The organism is Mesorhizobium sp. M1006, assembly GCF_040318825.1.
GTDB lineage: Bacteria > Pseudomonadota > Alphaproteobacteria > Rhizobiales > Rhizobiaceae > Mesorhizobium.
Map to the genome: position 1 here is coordinate 261451 of NZ_JAMYMZ010000002.1, position 14623 is coordinate 276073.

A 14623-nucleotide genomic window follows, 5' to 3' on the forward strand; every position below is an offset into this window, starting at 1 on the left:
AGCGATTGGTGCTCCGGCGCCCTTCACTTGAACTGACCTAGGGATAAAGGCAGATGAGAGCAAAGCATGAAATGACTGCAAACGTCGTTACGGTGTCGCCCGACCACAGCGTAAGGCACGCCGCCCAGATCATGCTGGATCATCGCATCAGCGGCATGCCGGTCGTTGACGACGACAGCCGACTGGTTGGGATTGTGAGCGAAGGCGATTTCCTGCACAGGTCGGAACTCGGCCCCGCAGCGATCTCGCCAAATGAGGCGCGTGGCTATGTGAAGGGCCACAGCTGGAAAGTGGCGGATCTGATGACGTCGGATGTCGTCACGGCCGACGAGGAAACTCCAATAGAGCGAATTGTTATGCTGATGCAGGAGCACGGCATCAAGCGCATTCCGGTGATGAGAGGACAGCGTCTGGTCGGCGTCGTCAGCCGCGCCGATCTTTTGCGTGTCGTCGTTGCGGCGAAATTCGACGACGACACGGCGGCAGGTGACGATGCGATCCGGCGCAGCATTCTCACCCGGCTGCGAGAGCACGCAGGCGTCAAAGGAGACGCGTTGACGCTTAGGGTCAGCAATGGTCTGGTGCATTTTTCGGGAACGGTCTCATCGCAGCGTGAACGGGATACCGTCCGCGTGGTTGCCGAGGGTGTCAGGGGCGTTAAAGGTGTGTACGACCATTTGTACCTGGCCCTTCCGTGAATAGCGGTTCGAGGGGCTACAGCGATGCAGGCGCATCCTTCGGAAACCAACCATCTGGTGAAACCTCGGCCATGCAAGACGATCTGGCGATATTGCAGCGGGAGACATTCGACTACTTCATCCATGAGGCGAACCCTGCCAACGGTCTCATTCTGGACAAGACCGAAGCGAATTGGCCCGCAAGCATCGCGGCGACCGGCTTGGCGCTGGCTTGCTATCCGGTGGGAGTCGAGCGCGGATTTATCAGCCGAGGCGCGGCTGCGGAACGCACTTTGGCAACGCTGCGCTTCTTCTGGAACAGTCCACAGGGCCCGGAGCCAGACGCCACGGGGTATCGCGGCTTCTACTATCACTTCTTGGACATGCAAACCGGCCGGCGGGCCTGGCAATGCGAGCTGTCGACCATCGACAGCACGCTCCTGCTGGCGGGCGCACTGGCTGCCGGGCAGTATTTCGATGCCGACACCGAGGCCGAAACGGAAATCCGGACCTTGGCGGATGCGCTCTATCACCGAGCCGATTGGCGCTGGGCGCAAGATGGGGGAGAGACGGTCACCCATGGTTGGACACCGGAGCACGGATTCCTGAAGTATCGCTGGGAAGGCTATGACGAAGCGCTCTTGCTCTATGTCCTGGGACTGGGTTCGCCGACCCACCCCTTACCCAAAAGCAGCTACACGGCCTGGACCTCGACCTTCAGATGGGAGCACAGTTACGGCTACGACTACCTCTATGCGGGACCGCTGTTCATCCACCAGCTCTCCCACGTGTGGATCGATTTTCGCGGCATGCAGGATGCGTTCATGCGCAGCAAGGCAAGCGACTATTTCGAGAACAGCCGACGCGCCACCATCGTCCATCAACGTTACGCAGTTGAAAATCCGCGTGGATTTGAGGGCTATGGCGAACACTGCTGGGGCATCACCGCAAGCGAGGGCCCAGGCCCTTCCACGCTGAAGTTGAACGGCATCCAACGCCAGTTCGAGGGCTATGTCGCGCGCGGCGTGCCCTATGGTCCCGACGATGGCACGCTCGCTCCATGGTCGGTCGCTGCCTCCCTGCCTTTTGCTCCCGAAATCGTCCGGCCGGCGATCAGCTTCTGCATCCACCAAGCCAAGCTCAAGGCCGCCCATGCCTATGGTTTCAAGGCGGCCTTCAATCCGACGCATCCAGGAACATCCGGCAACGCCTTTGGGTGGTGGGTTTCGCCTTGGCACTTCGGCCTCAACGAGGGCCCCGTCGTGCTGATGATCGAGAACGAACGCAGCGGCCTCTTGTGGCGATTGATGCGCTCGAGCCCTTATATCCGAAGCGGTCTGCAACGAGCGGGGTTTAAAGGCGGCTGGCTGGGAGAGTTCGATCAGGAGTCGACGCCGGCTGCTTGATTCGGCATGGATTGAGTTCGGGTGGATACGAAGGCTGAGAAATAGGCGAGCGTTAAGCCGGCAAGGGAAATCGCATTCGGCGGATGCGGAATGGAGGTCCGTCCTCACGACCCCTTCAGCGCCGGCCGCCAACAGCTGCGCGTAGGCGTCTTGGATTACGAAGCAGGGTAGCGGCAAATTTGGTCAAATAAAGCTTCAAAATAATGTTGTCGGATGTCGCAAATTGATTTCGATCAAAGCGGAACGCGCCCATCGGCCTTTGATCAAAGCTTGTAAACGTAGGAGATGACATCATGGAAATCTCTTTTCGTGATCTTATGACAGTATTCCACGGCATGGGATTTGGAGCGCTATTTATGCTAGCGTTTTCGGCAGCGATTGCCGAACTCTATCGAATGTCTGCGCCTGGAGCCCCATCCATCCCAAGCGCCAGAGAACACAATCTGCTTTTGCTTTATCTCTCGGTAATGGTCATCCTTGCCTGGGGAGCGGTGCTGTCGGGTGCTTACATTGTGTATCCATGGTATCGAGCGGCGGTACCCCCAGGGGTTGCCGATCTGGCCGATTATCCAAAGTTCCTGCTCACCTCCAGCCCGAAAACATCCGCGTGGCATAGCTTGGGCATGGAGTGGAAGGAGCATGTGGCTTGGCTTGCGCCAATTGCCATGACCATGGTCGCCTATGTCTTTGCCAAATACGGACCGGCGTTGGCCAAGCAGAAGCAGATACGCACTGCCGTCATCGGCTTTGCGGTCGTTGCTTTCGTGGCGACAGGAGTCGCGGGAGCTTTTGGAGCGTTTCTCAACAAGTACGCTCCGGTTCGTGGTGGCGCAATGATCGAGATCATCGCCGGTGAACAGGAGGGCCAATAGTCATGGCCAATATCAAGCCTATCAGGCCTGACGAGATTCCCAACGGTCTCGGTGCGGCCGCCATCCTGGCCGCTGGAATTGGATCTGCCGCTATGGGGATATTCGCCTTGGCCGGCGATGCCTTTACATCAATCAACCACTTTTTCACGTTCTACACGCCAACCGGCGCCCTGTCCGGCGTCTCGACCAGCGCAGTCTTCGTCTGGTTGGTTGCCTGGTTTATCCTTTCGCGCAGGTGGGCCCCAAAGAACGTGGAAATGGCAAAGGTCCTTTCTGTGTCTTTCGCGTTGCTGGCGGTAGGCGTATTGCTGACGTTCCCGCCTGTCATGGACCTCATCCAGGGCAGGTAGAGAGAGAATGCGCGGGCTTGGTCCGTCGAAAGCGGCCAAGTTCGCGCGATCTATAGCTTCCCCTTGCCACCGGACGTTCGCGATCATCGGCGCCGATCGAAACGTCGAGCTGAGAATTCAAAGGCTGAAAAACGATCGGGCCGGCGCAATCCAATGCCGGCAAGGTGCTTCCGTTCCGTGCAACGCTCCAATCTACCGGAAAACAGCCTATTCTATTGCCTCCCGGCCCGAAATTTCTTCTACGAGAATCCGGAAGAAAACATGCGGCGTGCTGTCTGACATGGGAGGTGTGACCGGCCTGAGCGCGCCTGGTTCCCACCAGTCCGTGTGCTTGCTCAACACTGCCCATGCATGACCGCGTTGAAACTCGTGGCCGGTCCGGTCACTCAGTTCTTCAAAGCGGCCGTCGACAATGACGCTTCTCCATCCGCGTCCTTGGCCGTGTTCCTCGACCTGGGCGCACACCAAGGGATTGGCTCTCATCCATTCGATCTTCTTGCCTACCAAGGAAAACGCATAGAGGTGAGTGTCAGCGTAGGCGTAGTTGAAACACACGACGTAGGGTTGCCCGTCCTTCGCGCATGCCAAGTGGCCGACGCGATTGGCTGCCAGCATTTTCGTGCATTCCAAAGTGGAAAGCGTGCGGATCAGCATCGATGCGACCCTCCTATTTTCTTACATTTCACATCTTGGCAGTTGCACTCGCAATGACCTGGATCAAACTGCTGCGTCCGTTTGGTCAGCGGGGATCGGCCGCGCTTCGTGACGCGCGGGCGCCAATGGCCGCGGCAGTTTCAGGCTTGCGATTGCGGCTAGACCCATGGCTGCGGCAGCGACGAGGAAGGCAGCGCCTTGCAGACAGTTGTAACCGAACAGCAGGCCGGCGGCCGCGGAGCCCACTGACAGCCCGAGGCTGACCGCTGCCGACTGGATACCGAGTTCCATCCCCTGGCTTCGTGCGCTGATGTGGGACACCCAGTAGGCGAGCAGGGGGCTGATCACGCCGGCCGACGCCGAAACCACGGAAACCGCAAACAGCATTTCCGTGAGCCCGGCTAGTGTCGGCAAAACTGCCAGACCGATCGCCATCACCAGGAAGGCAGGAGCCACAAGCAGCCTCGCCGCTGCCGGTTTGACGAGCGGCGAAAAGACGAGGCCCTGGACCGCAAACATGACAACGCTGCATGTCGCGAACATGAGGCCGAGCGCGGCGGGACCCATTGTGAGTTCAACGTTTCGCAGAGTGAGCCCGACCTCGAATGCGCCAAGCCCCGCCGCGGCGACAGTGGCGAGAACGAGCAGCCGGAGCTCTCCGGGTGCGAACATTGACGAGCCGCTCTTGCTCACCTCGGCACGGGCCCCCGGCAACTTGCCAGGCAGCGCAAACCACACGCCAAGGGCTGCTACTAATGCGAGGCCGGACGCAAGAAAGAAGGGGACCGCCTGTGGCGGAGCAGTCGCCGCGCCCAAGTCGAATTTCAGTTCCGCAGCGAGCCCGCCAAGCGTCGGCCCGACCAGGAAGCCTGCGATCGACGCCATGCTCATCCAGCCGAACGCCCTTGTGCGGCGATCGTCCCCGCCTTCAGTGCCGGCCCCGCCTTCGGTGTCGGCAATGAACGCAAGGGCGGTTGGCCCCACGGCAGCGGCGAAGCCGCCATTCAGGATCCGCCCGATATAAAGAACGAGCAAGCTCGGTGCCAGCGCCGATGCCGCCAAGGTCACGGCAAAGCCGATCAGGCCGATGACAAGGACAGGTCTGCGACCGATCAAATCCGACCACTTCCCCCAGAGGAAAGCGGCGACCACCGGCGCAGCGACATAGGCAGCGGTCAAAAGGCCAATCTGCCGCGCATTGAATGCCGGGTCGGTGGACCCGGCAAGCCGCTCGACCATCATCGGCAGGACCGGCAAGACAATTCCGTAGCCGAGCGCAACGACAAAGGCCGAGGCCAGGACTGCGCCCAGGCCCCATCGAGACGTGGGCAGGCGAGCTTGCATCGACACGGTCATGCCAGCGAGCCGCGCGGGTGCTGATGAGCGACGCCTTCGGTCGTCGATGCGGCGGCAGGTCGAATGCCTTCCAGCCTGGTTCGCTTGAGCAGCAGGGCGTTGATGGCCACGAGAGCCGAGCTGCCCGACATTGCCAGCGCCGCAAGCTCGGGGCTCAGCAGGAACGGGTAGAACACGCCCGCCGCGATCGGGAAGGCGATGAGGTTATAGCCGACCGCCCACCACAGGTTCTGGTGCATCTTGCGCAGCGTGGCGCGCGAGAGCGTCATCGCACCGACCACATCGTAGGGATCGCTCTTCATCAGCACGATGTCGGCACTTTCAATGGCAACATCTGTGCCTGCACCGATGGCAAACCCGACATCGGCTTGCGTCAGCGCTGGCGCGTCGTTGACGCCATCGCCGACCATGCCGACCTTGAGGCCTTGTCCCTGCAGTTCCTTGATCTTTTCCGCCTTCTGCCCTGGCAGCACGTCCGCGAGCACGATGTCGATGCCGAGCACGTCCGCGATGCGTTTGGCGGTGCCGGCATTATCTCCCGTGAGCATCGCTACGCGCACGCCCTGCTCGTGCAGTTTAGCAATCGTTGCGATGGCTGTTGGGCGCGGCGTATCGGCGATCGCGATCAGCCCGAGCAGCTTGCCAGAGCGTGCCACATGGATGACGGTGCGGCCTTCGCCCTTGAGCGTTTCGGCCTCGTCACCGAGCGCCAGAAGATCGATCTTCTGCTCGTCCATGAGGCGCCGGTTGCCGAGGAAAACCTGGCCCCCGCCGATGGCGGCTGTGGCGCCCTTGCCTTCGATATTAAGGAAGCCCGAAACTTTGGGAAGCTTCATATCCCTGGCCCGTTCGACGATGGCAACGGCCAGCGGATGATCGGAGCCCTGGTCCACGGCGGCCGCGACTTGTAAAACCTCGTCCGGCGAAACGCCGGCGGCTGGCACGATTTCGACAACTTTGGGCTGGCCCATGGTGAGCGTGCCGGTCTTATCGAAGACGATTACGTTGAGCTTGGTCGCCTCCTCGAGAGCCGCGGCATTCTTGAACAGAATGCCGTTTGAAGCGCCAAGACCGGTGCCGACCATGACGGCCATCGGCGTGGCGAGGCCGAGCGCATCGGGACAAGCGATGACAAAGACGGTTATGGTCAAGGTCATCGCAAACAGCAGGGGCTGGCCAAGCCACCAGAACCAGACGGCGAAGGTCGCAAGCCCGATGAGGATCGCGGCGAGCACCAGCCATTGCGAAGCACGATCCGCGAGCAGTTGCGCCGGCGCCTTCGAGTTCTGGGCCTCCTGGACCAGCTTGACGATCTGGGCAAGAGCGGTGTCAGCACCCACCTTGGTCGAGCGATAGCGCAGCGTGCCGCTCTTGTTGATGGTCGCCCCGATGACCTTGTCCCCAACCTTCTTGGTCACCGGCATCGATTCGCCCGTCAGCATCGATTCGTCGATCGTCGACGTGCCCTCGACCACCTCGCCGTCGACCGGAAGCTTGTTGCCGGGCCGCAGGACCACGATGTCGCCGAGCACGACGTCGGCGGTTGCAACCTCGATCTCCTTGCCACCACGGAGGACGGAAGCCCTGGGCGGGGCGAGGTTGAGCAGGGCCCTGATCGCGGCCGACGCCCCGGCACGTGCGCGCATCTCCAGCCAATGGCCGAGCAGGATGAACACCAGCAGCACGCTCGCCGCCTCATAGAATTGCTGCCCCTCGAAGAAGAAGGTCGCGCCGACGCTGAACAAGTAGCCGGTGCCAACGCTCAGCACCACCAGCACGGCCATGTTGAGGACGCCGTTGCGCAAGGCCCGCCAGGCGGCGACGAGGAATGGCCAGACCGGGTAGAGGATCGCGGCGCTGGCCAGGAAAAACATCGCGACGTCTTCGCTCAGTCCGAAAGGCGGGCGCAACCAAGGCTCGCCCAGACCCATCGGCTCCATGGCGAAAATCGGCAGAGAAAAGGCCAGGCTGATGAAGAACCGGTTGCGCATGTCCTTGACCATGCCCTGCATGTCCATGCCGGCGCCGTGTCCCATCTCATGAGCCATGGCGTCGTGCGGCGCCTTGGCTGCAGGGGGCAGAGCCGCGAGACGTTTTTCGACCGCCGCGAAATCCATCATGCCGACAAGGTCGCGCACTTCCAGATTGACCTTTTTCATCATTGTTCTCCGTGCCACGGTTCGTGGCGGCAGTCGCACCGCCTGCGGTGTCTCAGCTTCGGTAGGCAAAGGTCGACATCATGCCGCTCGCCATGTGGTAGAGATGGTGACAGTGGAACGCCCATTTGCCGGGATTGATTGCATCGACGGCGATGGTGATCGAGCGCATCGGCGGCACCAGCACGGTGTCGCGAACCGCGCCCCGGAAGCGTTGCCCGTCAATCGCGACCAGCTGGAAATGGTGGCCGTGAAGGTGCATCGGGTGAGCCATCATGGTGTCATTGCGCAGCGTGACCTCGACGCGATCGCCTGGATCCAGAGGATGGGAGCACTGGTTTCGAGTCCCCAGCGATAGGCCGCCATATCGCCGGTCAGCGCCATTTCGAACGTCTTTTCGGCAGGGCGTGATGCAAGCGGCGCGATTGCTCGAAGTTGCGCCTCGAGCGCCAGGTCCAAAACCGGGGCGTCGACATCAGCCGCCGTCTCTAGCTTGGCCACCGCAGCCCCCGCCGGGCGCAGGATAATTCCGGTCCGTTCCTTGCTTCCCTCGCGCAGCGCCAGGATCGGCAAGGAGGGGCTGAGGTCGCGCGGCAACTGCAGGCGCACGTCGATGCGCTGCCCCATTGTCATCGGAAACCGCCGGCCTCTGACCGGTTCGACAGGCTGACCGTCGACCGCGATCAGTTCGCCTTCAAGTTCCCCAAAATCGATTGTAAATGCCGTCGCCGTGGCGCCGTTGATGATCCGCACGCGCACGCGTCCGCCCCGTTCGACCGGCACGATCTCGGGGTCGTTCAGGGACCGGTCATTGGCTAGATAGGCGTCATACTCGATGTCGTTGATATCCATCGCCATGCCGCCATCTTTCATCCCTGCCATGGCGTCGGTCTTCGCTCCCGACATATCCATGCCGTCCATCGGCATGGATCCGCCGGCGTTCTTACCCTTCAGCCCAGCCAGCAGCTCCTGGGGCGATGAAAACGAGAAATCGTGGAGCAGGATGACGACCTCCTGCTCGTCTTTTGCCTCATCGGCGGGAGCGGCGACGATGAGCGGCGCCGCGAGCAGCAATTGTTCCTGCAGCGTATGGGCGTGCATCCAGAAGGTGCCGGGCTCGCCAACCGGAAAATCGAAACTGCGGTCGGTTAGAGCGCCGATGAGCGGTAGTGGCGCGTCGGGGACGCCATCGCTCGGCCACGGTGGCGTCAGGCCGTGCCAATGTATGATCGTCGGCTCGGGCGTCTCGTTTCGAAGCAGGACATTGAAGGCATCGCCCGCCCGCAGGTGCAGACCGGGGGCGCCGTCGGCCCGTCGCAGGCCGAAGACGCTTGCAGCTTTACCGTTCACCTCGATGGTGCGGCGCGAGATACCAAGCGTCTGGCTGCCTGACTGACTGGCGGAGGCTGCCGCAATCAAGCTCGATGGGATTGCCAAAGCTGCGGCGCCTGCAACCGCGCCCTTCAGGATATCTCGACGTTTCATAATCGTTCCTTCTCTTCGATTGGGAACTTCGTTGTTTCGTTCAACACACTCAGGGCGCGCGGCGCTCGCGGCTGGAACCGAACAGCCTGGCCAAATGCGGGAAAAAGGCCGGCACACGGGCCGCATAACGGTCGTATGCGTCGCCGAATTCCTTTCTCGCTTCACGCTCTTCGATGAAGGAGAGCCGCACATACATGCCGACCAGAATGGGGAACATCGCCAGCGTCAGCAGCGTCGGCCACTGCACGAGGAACCCCGCCATGACGAGGACGAAGCCGACATATTGCGGGTGCCGGATGGAGGCATATGGCCCACCCGTTGCGAGCCGATTGTGACGCTGCGCTTCGTAAAGCACCCGCCAAGCAGTCGAGATCAGCATGAAACCGCCGCCAATCAGGAAGAAGCTGAGAACGTGAAACGGGCCGAAATGCGGATTGATACGCCAGCCGAACATCATCTCCGGGAGGTGACCGGCATCGTGCGAGAACCAGTCGACGCCGGGGTATCGCGACTGCAGCCACCCCGAGAACAGGTAAATCGTCAGAGGGAAGCCATACATTTCGGCAAACAGTGCCACGAGGAAGGCGCTGAAGGCACCGAAGGAGAGCCAGTCACCACCGGTTCGCGGCTTGAAGAAGCTGAACGCGAACAGGATGAAAACCGCCGAATTGACGATCACCAGGCCCCAGAGGCCATAGGCAGGAGATTGCTCGACCATCGTCATGCTCCTTTATGGTGGGTGGTGCTGTCTTGCGCGCCCGGCTCGGGTTCCTTGTGCCTTGGATGACCGCTGTGACCGCCATGCCCGCGGTGAAACATGTGAAGCAGAGGACAGGCGAGCAGCAGCAGAAAGGGAAGGACACCGAAGGTGTGAGCTCGGTGCTCGGTGAGAAGGAAAAACGCGGCGATCAGCAGGAAAGCGATCGTGACCAGACCGGCCTTCGAAGTCCAAAAACCGTCAGCCTCAGCTTTCGGTTGTGATTCGGGCCCGGTCGTAGGATCCGACATGCGGTGAACATTGTTGGTATTCATGGGATAGGTTCCCTTATTTGTGTCGATTGGAGCTTTCGAGCCCATAGGCAATGAGGCTCACAGCCCAGACCAGCGCGCAGGCGAACAGGGGCCACCTGAAGTCGGAGCCGATCGTGAAGTTGACCATCGACATCAAGCCGATGGATGACGCTCCTCCGACCAGAGCGCCGGCCACCGCGACCGGATGGCGCGCCCGGAACGCAGTGATTGCCAGCGCAACCAGGAGAACGCCGGCGGCCAAGGCGTAGCCGCCGAGCACCCGGAAAACCTGGGTGAGCCACATCGCAAGCCGTGGACCGATGGCTTCGAGTTCGGCCGCCGAGAGGTTGATATAGCGGACGTCCTCGGGCAGCAGGGGTGGCCTGAGGGCGATGAAATACAATCCGATCCCGGCGATGATCATCCCCGCCAGGGCAAGAGTGACGGACGACGTCGTCCATGGATTGACTGTGGCTTTCATGGGCTGAACCTTGACTTGCCTACCGGCGCCCCGTTCCGACAACATTGTAGATCGAGGCGTAAACGACACCCGCCAACGGTCCGAGGATGCCAAGCCCGAGAACGCCGTAGAGATCTCGGACAGGGCTTATCGGTGCTGTAGACCTGACCGCGCTGAGGTCGAGCCCGTGCATGATGGCGTTGAAGAAATCGAGTGTTGCATCCGGCCAGATGGCGAAGGCCAAAGCGCAGAACATGCTCATCAGGGCCGACGTCACGCCCAGCGCAATGCCGACGGACAGAACGCTGAGTTTGTCCATGTCTTCCTCCTGTTACTTCGCGTGTTGCTTGAGCCATTCCTGCATGGCGGCGATCTCAGACTGCTGAGCCGTGATGATCTGATTTGCCCAAACCTTGACCCGATCATCCTTGCCGTATTGCAGGACGGCCCGTGCCATATCGATGGCGCCCTGGTGGTGAGGGATCATCGCCTGGACGAAAGCGACATCGGGATCGGCGGCCTGGACGCCCTGCATCATCGGCGGTTCCATTCGCTTCATCGCCTGCATATAATTTCTGGAGGCCTCTGACATGTTGGCGGTATCCATCGGCATGTTCGTCATGCCGCCGCCCTGCGTCATGCCGCCTTGACCCTGCATCATCCCGCCTTGCATTCCGCCTTCCTCACCCTCCATCATGCCGCCCTGCATCATCTGCTGCATCATCGGCATCATCTGCTGCATCATGGGAGCCATCTTCTCCATCATGGGCTTCATCTTCTGCATCGTGGACATCATGACCGTGCATTGCTCGGGCGACCCGCCCGGCATCGCCGCCGCGGCCGGTGCCGTTGTCGTCGTTTGTGGTGCGTCGACCGCCGGATGGTGCGGATCTGTCTGTGCAAAAGCCGCGCCCGACAGGGTTGCGAATGCGGCAAGCGCGATGAATCGAAGATGAGTTTTCACGATAAATTCCTTTTCGTTGGTATGAACCGACAGGCGAACGCCAAATGGTGCGCAAGGCAGCCCAGATCGCCGCTGCCGGTTATGGTGTCGCGGATCATCGCGCGTTGTGTGGCTTGACAGGCACTGCTGGATTCAACAGTCCCCAGGGCCGCGACGGCGCGATATCAGGCGAAGGTTTGGGGAGGTTGCAGGAGAGCCTCGGCGTCGATGCCCGTGGGCAGGAATGCCTTGCCCACGATGAAGCGGACGGCAACCGGCGCGTGATGAAGAACGGCGCATTGGTCGACGGAAGTGCTGGCAGCACAACAGCCCGAACCAGCCGAATGCACGCAATCCAGACAGTCATCACAAGGGGCGCGATGGTTGTCCTGGTCTGTGGACGCGACGTGACCCATCGCCTTCTGCGTTGCGCTCGTCGAGAGCCTCGCAGCGTCACCGGCACCGGCGCCAACTGCAGAAGCGGCAAAGGCACCGCCCGCGATCAGGAGGATCACGGCCACCCATAACCGAAGCTGAGCCAACGCGATTTTCATGCATTCAGTCTAGCGCAACTGTGCGCCGCCACATTGATGCAAATCAATGCCGCGGCTCTGGGAGAGCGCCTAGTTTCAGCGAGCCCTCTTTTCCCAGCTTTTCCCGGAGATGCACGCAATCCCTATCGGGCGAGCATCTAGAAGGTCAGCCGAACAATGGCGGGCTGAAGGGTGCGCGAACGCGTAGGTATCCATTCGCTAGGGTTCGATGAGCATGGGCGCGTCGCAATCCGGCGGCATTCGCAATCGGCAACGAGAGACAGGCATGACCCAGCACAAGGCAATACCGATCCCCACCAGCCGGTTGTCCGAACACGAGCTGCGTGACATCGACGCCTATTGGCGCGCCGCCAACTATCTGACGATCGGGCAGATCTATCTGCTCGACAATCCGCTGCTGCGCGAGCCCTTACGGCTGGAGCACGTCAAGCCGCGCCTACTCGGTCACTGGGGAACGTCTCCGGGCCTGAGCTTCATCTATACCCATCTCAATCGCGCCATACGGCTTCGGGACGCGAACGTCATCTATGTCTGCGGTCCCGGTCATGGCGGCCCGGCCATGGTGGCAAACACTTATCTGGAGGGCACCTACAGCGAACTCAATCCCGACATTTCGATGGACGAGCAGGGAATGCGCAGGCTGTTCCGGCAGTTCTCCTTTCCAGGCGGGATTCCTAGCCACGCCGCTCCCGACGTGCCGGGTTCGATCCACGAAGGAGGCGAGCTGGGCTACGCACTATCCCATGCCTATGGTGCTGCCTTCGACAATCCTGATCTCGTCGTGGCCTGTGTCGTCGGCGACGGCGAGGCGGAGACCGGACCGCTTGCCACCGCATGGCATTCGAACAAATTTCTCAACCCGGCACGCGATGGTGCGGTGCTGCCGATCCTGCACCTGAACGGCTACAAGATCGCCAATCCCACCATCCTAGGCCGCATTCCCGAAGAAGAACTGCGAGCGCTGTTCGTTGGCTATGGCTATGAACCGCTGTTCGTCGAGGGGCATGATCCGGTGTTGATGCATGAGCTGATGGCGACCACGCTCTACGATGCGCTCGACCGCATCCAGGCGATCCAGCGCGCGGCGCGTGATGGTTCCGCGGTATCGGCCTTGAGACCGAAATGGCCGATGATCGTGCTGCGAAGCCCCAAGGGCTGGACCGGCCCGAAGGAGGTCGACGGGCTGAAGACGGAAGGATTCTGGCGCTCGCACCAAGTCCCTTTATCCGGCATCGCTGAAAACCCGGCGCATCTGAAGCTGCTTGAGGAGTGGCTGAGAAGCTATCGGCCTGAGGAACTGTTCGATGATGCCGGCGTCGCCATCGCATCGATCCGCGCCACCACGCCCCGGGCTACGCGGCGGATGGGATCCAACCCGCACGCCAATGGCGGCCTGTTGCGCCGGTCGCTCGATCTGCCCTCGCTACGCGACCATGCGGTGGCGGTCGAACGGCCAGGCGCGGTGAAGGCCGAGTCAACACGGGCTATGGGCAAGTTCCTGCGCGCCGTCATGCAGTTGAATGAGGCGGCAAAGAACTTCCGCATCGTTGGTCCCGACGAGACCGCCTCGAACCGGCTTCAGGACCTATTCGAAGTCACCGAGCGCGCCTGGATGGAAAAGACCCTGCCGGAAGACGTTCATCTCAGCCGCAACGGCAGGGTTCTGGAAATCCTCTCCGAGCATACCTGCCAGGGCTGGCTTGAAGGCTACCTGCTGTCCGGGCGGCACGGTCTGTTTTCCTGCTACGAGGCGTTCATCCATATCGTCGATTCCATGTTCAACCAGCATGCGAAATGGCTGGATGCCTCCCGACACATTCCGTGGCGGCGGCCGGTCGCATCCCTGAACTACCTGCTGTCGAGCCATGTCTGGCATCAGGAACACAACGGCTTCAGCCACCAGGATCCCGGCTTCATCGACGTTGCCCTCAACAAGAAGGCCGACATAGTGCGCGTCTACCTGCCGCCGGACGCCAACACCTTGCTTTGCGTGACCGATCACGTGCTACAGACATGGAACCGCATCAACATCATCGTCGCTGGCAAGCCGCCATCGTGGCAGTGGCTGTCGATGGACAAGGCCATCGTCCATTGCAAGACAGGGATCGGCATCTGGGACTGGGCATCGAGCGAGAACGGCGAAGAGCCGGACGTGGTCATGGCGTGCGCCGGCGACGTTCCGACACTTGAAACGCTTGCGGCCGTGCAGATCCTCCGGCATCACGCCCCCGGGCTCAGGATCAGGGTGGTCAACGTCGTCGACCTGATGACACTGCAGCCCAAGGAGCATCATCCGCACGGGCTGCCAGATCGCGATTTCGACGCATTGTTCACCGCCGGCAAACCCGTCATCTTCGCCTATCATGGCTATCCTTGGGCCATTCATCGCCTGACCTATCGGCGTACCAACCACGACAATATCCACGTGCGTGGCTATAACGAGGAGGGCACGACGACGACGCCCTTCGACATGACCGTTCTGAACGGCCTCGATCGGTTCCATCTCGTCAAAAGCGTGCTTGAACGGGTCCCGGAACTCAAGAGCGTTCAAGTCGGTCTCAAGCAGGCGATGGACAGCAAGCTGCTTGAACATCGAGCCTATATTCGCGCCCATGGGCAGGATATGCCGGAGATACTTGATTGGAAGTGGGATCAGGACCTGGATGTGACGCATATCCGCCCAGCTTGAGCCGATGACA

General features: G+C 61.1%; 17 protein-coding genes. 6 read left to right on the top strand and 11 right to left on the bottom strand.

The genetic code is table 11. From position 1 onward, the window contains the following. Window positions 1-53 precede the first annotated feature (53 nt). The 4 genes from NKH60_RS02990 (at window position 54) to NKH60_RS03005 (ending at window position 3305) form a co-directional block, all read left to right on the top strand. The gene (locus tag NKH60_RS02990) at window positions 54-698 is read left to right on the top strand and encodes a CBS domain-containing protein (protein ID WP_502907726.1); all 645 of its coding nucleotides are present in this window, start codon (window positions 54-56) and stop codon (window positions 696-698) included. Between the two features lie 71 nt (window positions 699-769). After that, window positions 770-2083 carry a glucoamylase family protein gene (locus NKH60_RS02995; protein ID WP_352871103.1) on the top strand — a complete coding sequence of 438 codons (1314 nt, stop codon included), beginning with the start codon at window positions 770-772 and terminating at the stop codon, window positions 2081-2083. A gap of 293 nt (window positions 2084-2376) precedes the next feature. Continuing rightward, on the top strand, window positions 2377-2955 hold the full coding sequence (locus NKH60_RS03000) for a hypothetical protein (RefSeq protein WP_352871105.1): 579 nt from the start codon (window positions 2377-2379) through the stop codon (window positions 2953-2955). A 2-nt stretch (window positions 2956-2957) separates the two neighbouring features. Next, a complete protein-coding gene (locus NKH60_RS03005; protein ID WP_352871107.1) occupies window positions 2958-3305 on the top strand; it encodes a hypothetical protein in 348 nt (115 codons plus the stop codon). 207 nt (window positions 3306-3512) lie between these two features. Here NKH60_RS03005 and NKH60_RS03010 read toward each other — a convergent pair whose 3' ends face one another. The 10 genes from NKH60_RS03010 to copM all read right to left on the bottom strand — a co-directional run bounded on the left by NKH60_RS03010 (window position 3513) and on the right by copM (window position 11193). Beyond that, the gene (locus NKH60_RS03010; RefSeq protein ID WP_352871109.1) at window positions 3513-3959 is read right to left on the bottom strand and encodes a pyridoxamine 5'-phosphate oxidase family protein; all 447 of its coding nucleotides are present in this window, start codon (window positions 3957-3959) and stop codon (window positions 3513-3515) included. Between the two features lie 63 nt (window positions 3960-4022). Beyond that, entirely contained in the window at window positions 4023-5315 is a 1293-nt protein-coding gene (locus NKH60_RS03015) for an MFS transporter (RefSeq protein ID WP_352871110.1), read from the bottom strand. Next, window positions 5312-7474, bottom strand: coding sequence for a copper-translocating P-type ATPase (locus NKH60_RS03020; RefSeq protein ID WP_352871112.1), 2163 nt, complete (start codon window positions 7472-7474; stop codon window positions 5312-5314). Before NKH60_RS03020 ends, NKH60_RS03015 begins: the two co-directional genes overlap by 4 nt. A gap of 52 nt (window positions 7475-7526) precedes the next feature. After that, on the bottom strand, window positions 7527-7823 hold the full coding sequence (locus NKH60_RS03025; RefSeq protein ID WP_352871203.1) for a multicopper oxidase domain-containing protein: 297 nt from the start codon (window positions 7821-7823) through the stop codon (window positions 7527-7529). Continuing rightward, window positions 7745-9082, bottom strand: coding sequence for a multicopper oxidase family protein (locus tag NKH60_RS03030; protein ID WP_352871114.1), 1338 nt, complete (start codon window positions 9080-9082; stop codon window positions 7745-7747). Before NKH60_RS03030 ends, NKH60_RS03025 begins: the two co-directional genes overlap by 79 nt. Further along, the gene (locus NKH60_RS03035) at window positions 9006-9674 is read right to left on the bottom strand and encodes a methyltransferase family protein (protein WP_352871116.1); all 669 of its coding nucleotides are present in this window, start codon (window positions 9672-9674) and stop codon (window positions 9006-9008) included. The genes NKH60_RS03030 and NKH60_RS03035 overlap by 77 nt, the downstream gene beginning before the upstream one ends. A 2-nt stretch (window positions 9675-9676) precedes the next feature. Next, window positions 9677-9988, bottom strand: a complete 312-nt coding sequence (locus tag NKH60_RS03040) for a DUF2933 domain-containing protein (RefSeq protein WP_502907727.1) — start codon at window positions 9986-9988, stop codon at window positions 9677-9679. A gap of 13 nt (window positions 9989-10001) precedes the next feature. Next, window positions 10002-10448 carry a hypothetical protein gene (locus tag NKH60_RS03045; RefSeq protein ID WP_352871118.1) on the bottom strand — a complete coding sequence of 149 codons (447 nt, stop codon included), beginning with the start codon at window positions 10446-10448 and terminating at the stop codon, window positions 10002-10004. A 19-nt stretch (window positions 10449-10467) separates the two neighbouring features. Continuing rightward, window positions 10468-10746, bottom strand: coding sequence for a DUF5676 family membrane protein (locus NKH60_RS03050; RefSeq protein WP_352871120.1), 279 nt, complete (start codon window positions 10744-10746; stop codon window positions 10468-10470). Between the two features lie 12 nt (window positions 10747-10758). Then, the gene (gene copM / locus NKH60_RS03055) at window positions 10759-11193 is read right to left on the bottom strand and encodes a CopM family metallochaperone (RefSeq protein ID WP_352871122.1); all 435 of its coding nucleotides are present in this window, start codon (window positions 11191-11193) and stop codon (window positions 10759-10761) included. Between copM and NKH60_RS03060 the strand changes: the two genes are divergently transcribed. Next, window positions 11192-11383, top strand: a complete 192-nt coding sequence (locus tag NKH60_RS03060; RefSeq protein WP_352871124.1) for a hypothetical protein — start codon at window positions 11192-11194, stop codon at window positions 11381-11383. The two genes, copM and NKH60_RS03060, sit on opposite strands and share 2 nt — an antisense overlap. Before the next feature lie 172 nt (window positions 11384-11555). On the opposite strand, the gene NKH60_RS03065 is transcribed toward NKH60_RS03060, so the two are convergent. Beyond that, window positions 11556-11924: a hypothetical protein gene (locus tag NKH60_RS03065; protein ID WP_352871126.1), complete on the bottom strand. Its 369-nt coding sequence runs from the start codon at window positions 11922-11924 to the stop codon at window positions 11556-11558. Window positions 11925-12189: 265 nt separating this feature from the next. On the opposite strand from NKH60_RS03065, the gene NKH60_RS03070 reads away from it, so the two are divergent. Further along, window positions 12190-14613, top strand: a complete 2424-nt coding sequence (locus NKH60_RS03070) for a phosphoketolase family protein (protein ID WP_352871128.1) — start codon at window positions 12190-12192, stop codon at window positions 14611-14613. Window positions 14614-14623: the final 10 nt, after the last annotated feature.

Bases quoted from the DNA above. Each gene is read 5' to 3' on its own strand.
- NKH60_RS03020 (WP_352871112.1), bottom strand. From the start codon at position 7,474: ATGAAAAAGGTCAATCTGGAAGTGCGCGACCTTGTCGGCATGATGGAT.
- NKH60_RS03030 (WP_352871114.1), bottom strand. From the start codon at position 9,082: ATGCGGCCCGTGTGCCGGCCTTTTTCCCGCATTTGGCCAGGCTGTTCG.
- NKH60_RS03000 (WP_352871105.1), top strand. From the start codon at position 2,377: ATGGAAATCTCTTTTCGTGATCTTATGACAGTATTCCACGGCATGGGA.
- NKH60_RS02990 (WP_502907726.1), top strand. From the start codon at position 54: ATGAGAGCAAAGCATGAAATGACTGCAAACGTCGTTACGGTGTCGCCC.
- NKH60_RS03040 (WP_502907727.1), bottom strand. From the start codon at position 9,988: ATGAATACCAACAATGTTCACCGCATGTCGGATCCTACGACCGGGCCC.
- NKH60_RS03035 (WP_352871116.1), bottom strand. From the start codon at position 9,674: ATGGTCGAGCAATCTCCTGCCTATGGCCTCTGGGGCCTGGTGATCGTC.
- NKH60_RS02995 (WP_352871103.1), top strand. From the start codon at position 770: ATGCAAGACGATCTGGCGATATTGCAGCGGGAGACATTCGACTACTTC.
- copM (WP_352871122.1), bottom strand. From the start codon at position 11,193: ATGATGGAGAAGATGGCTCCCATGATGCAGCAGATGATGCCGATGATG.
- NKH60_RS03045 (WP_352871118.1), bottom strand. From the start codon at position 10,448: ATGAAAGCCACAGTCAATCCATGGACGACGTCGTCCGTCACTCTTGCC.
- NKH60_RS03060 (WP_352871124.1), top strand. From the start codon at position 11,192: ATGGGCTTCATCTTCTGCATCGTGGACATCATGACCGTGCATTGCTCG.
- NKH60_RS03050 (WP_352871120.1), bottom strand. From the start codon at position 10,746: ATGGACAAACTCAGCGTTCTGTCCGTCGGCATTGCGCTGGGCGTGACG.
- NKH60_RS03070 (WP_352871128.1), top strand. From the start codon at position 12,190: ATGACCCAGCACAAGGCAATACCGATCCCCACCAGCCGGTTGTCCGAA.
- NKH60_RS03065 (WP_352871126.1), bottom strand. From the start codon at position 11,924: ATGAAAATCGCGTTGGCTCAGCTTCGGTTATGGGTGGCCGTGATCCTC.
- NKH60_RS03010 (WP_352871109.1), bottom strand. From the start codon at position 3,959: ATGCTGATCCGCACGCTTTCCACTTTGGAATGCACGAAAATGCTGGCA.
- NKH60_RS03015 (WP_352871110.1), bottom strand. From the start codon at position 5,315: ATGACCGTGTCGATGCAAGCTCGCCTGCCCACGTCTCGATGGGGCCTG.
- NKH60_RS03005 (WP_352871107.1), top strand. From the start codon at position 2,958: ATGGCCAATATCAAGCCTATCAGGCCTGACGAGATTCCCAACGGTCTC.